This is a genomic window from Pseudoalteromonas sp. AOP7-A1-14 (assembly GCF_052376275.1).
In the GTDB taxonomy this organism is placed as follows: Bacteria; Pseudomonadota; Gammaproteobacteria; order Enterobacterales; family Alteromonadaceae; genus Pseudoalteromonas.
The window spans coordinates 1-2,979 of sequence record NZ_JBQSVO010000196.1 but is presented as its reverse complement, the minus strand read 5'-3'; the positions used below and the strand labels follow the sequence as shown (position 1 = coordinate 2,979).

Genomic DNA, 2,979 nt, shown 5'->3' with positions numbered 1-2,979 from the left:
GTTTCGTTTTTAGTATTTCTGTTTTAGCAGGTGAGGACGAAAGTCTTCAACCTGTTAAAATTCAAGAAAAAAAAGGTATAACTTCCGAAGAAAAAACCACGGATAGTAATTTTGAACAAAGTAGTATTGAAAAAATAACTATTATTGGCCGAAATTGGCTACCACAAGAAGTTGAAATTAGCGGGCAGTATATATTATCAAGAGATTTCTTAGACAGAGCTATAGTTGATAACGGTAATATTACCGACTTACTAACTATTTTGCCAGGTGTACAAGGCGATGAAAATGCATTAAATATTGAAAAGCAACAAGAGATAAAAAGTCAACTAATCTCTATTTCAGGTGGACGTCCATCGGATACTGGTTTTTATATTGATGGTCAATCTAATAGCTCTCTGATTGATCCTGATGCGAGTAGTTTAGCTGTTACAAGTGTAAATGATGTTCAAGGTCATCCACAGCAGACTTTTGTGAATCAAAATATTGTCCGTTCAGTGAAAGTATTTGATAGTAATATCCCTGTCGAATATGGAGGGTTTAGTGGAGGAGTAGTTGATGTAGAGCTTAGAGATTATGATGAAACGCCTTCATTTCAATTCGGATATAGATCATCAAGTAGCCAATTCAATAAATACTTCTTAATTGATGAAGTAGATTATAATAGTAATGAAGACCCTGATTTTAATCCAGAAACTCCAAGTAAGCCAGAGTTTAATAAGTCTAGTTATAATCTTCTAGCGTCAAAAGCAATTACTAAAAATCAATTTTTGTCGCTTTCAATGTCAAAAACTACATCAACAATCACAGATATTTCATTACTCAAACCAGTTATTACCGAAAGAGAGTCGATGAATTTGTCTGTAAACTATACACTTAAGAAGGTGTTGCTTGATAAAATCTCATTATCAATGAATCATAGCCCTTACAGTGGGGATTATATTTTAACTGATACTATTAATTCAGATTACACTATAAAAGGCGGAGGAACTTTTGGAGCATTGCGATTAGAACATAGCTTTGAAGGTTTCGACTGGCAAAGTAGCTTGCGATATGGGCAGAGTGAAAACTCTCGAACAGCACCGCAGGTTTACTTACCTTGGGCTAGAGCCAAAGGTAAGGAGTGGGGGGTTGATACTGGAGATTTTCCTTTAAGTAAAGAGGGAGGCTACGGTGATTTAGACAAGTACCAAAAGTCGTTTTCATTAAAAAATACATTTAATGCTAACAGTTTTGATTTAATAGGCTTTGAACACTCTTTTTCAGGTGGTATTGATTTTAGCCGGATAAACTTACAAAGATTAAGAGCGACACCATATTTAGAATATAAAAGCCCGTTAAGGGATAGCAATATAAATTGTGGTAGTAATAGTTTTGATTGTATAGAGCAAAGCTATAAAGTTCCATTAGAGGAATTAGCTACACAATTAGGTAGTGAAATAGATTTGACACTAAAAGAACATTATCAAGCTTATGGAAATAATCTAGAAAATCGAGGTCAGTTTTTTCAATTACGACGTGTTTACCCGATTGAAAATATTGATGTTTCTTTAAATAGTCTTGGGATGTATATTCAAAATAGCTTTTCAGCCAAAAATTTGTCAGGCCGTATAGGTTTTAGAGTTGATCATAATGATTTCTTGAATCATTGGAACTTTGCTCCGAGGCTCCATCTTGGGTACGATTTATTTTCTAATAAAGAATCTATGTTTGTTTTTGGTGCGAGCCGATATTATGCTAATGATATGATGAGCTATAAAGTAAAAGAGGCGCAACGTAGTTATTTAACTCAATATAGGCCCATATTCAAAGGCATATTACAGCCTTGGATAACTTCCTCGGAAGTTCCACAATATAGATATTTATATGATGGATTGAACACGCCATATAGCGATGAATTAACAGTTGGTTTTAAACAACAGTTATTTAGTGGTGTTTTATCATTAAATTATGTTAAGCGTAAAAGTAAAGATAAAGTTGTTAGAGGGGATAGTTTTGTTAAAAATGGTTTAACTCATATTTATCAAACCAATGAAGGGAAGAGCAGCCATAATCGATATTCATTGTCATATTCTACGAGCTTTTTCTCGTCAAGTTTTATGTTTAATGTAAGTAAAACGGAAAATAAAAGTAATGCTGAAAGCTCGGATGAATCAGTTGAAAATATCCCAGATGATGAGCTGATTTATCTAGAAGAAGAAAACTACACATTAATTTCGCGTGATGGATTAACTATTTTACAGGATAATTTTAGCCGACCAGTTACCGCAAACCTTTCTTTATCTACAGATATCACAGATTCTATCCAGAGTACATTTAATGTTAGTTATACCGGAAAGTATGAAAGCTATGAGTATACAGGGCAAGAGCGCAGTGTTGAAAGAGGGGATATTGTTTGCCCTGGCTGTAACGTCACTATGATTGAATATCCTGTTTTTAAACAAATCGAGCGCCGACCTAGAACTATGGTTAGTTTACGGTTAGCATATCAATATGCTATTAATGAAAAACATGATTTAGATTTATCTTTATCGATTAAAAACTTATTAAATTCTAGAACTTATACTGTTACTCCCGGTACTATTGGTCTTGAAACTGGGCGCAGCTTCTGGTTAGGAGTAAATTATAGGTATAATTAGTAAATCTATAAGATCTAATTTTCATGTAGGATAAGCGTCCGGCTAGCCTATAATAAATTTTGTATAACTACCAAGTTTAAATAAAACACTTTAAACGGTCTTCGATCTTAGTGGCAAATAAGTTCAAGGCCGACTTCCAATTTTTATCGGACTGTCGATAGTGTTCGAAAATCTGTGTCATTCCAGTATTGTTGCATATTCTCATGTATCGCGATCACCTAATACTATCTAAGCCGATCACCTAATACCATCGATGCCGATCACTTTTCGGTCAAAATGGTATTGAGTGATCGACTTGAATGGTATCGTTCAATTTGTACACGTTTTTGTCTAGCCAGTAGGT

1 protein-coding gene is annotated in these 2,979 nt (G+C 34.2%); it reads left to right on the top strand.

Annotated features, from left to right (window positions below; genetic code table 11):
- Window positions 1-2,636: hypothetical protein (locus ACT3RM_RS17390; RefSeq protein WP_444511464.1), on the top strand; the 2,636-nt coding region annotated here is incomplete at its 5' end.
- Between the last annotated feature and the right edge of the window lie 343 nt (window positions 2,637-2,979).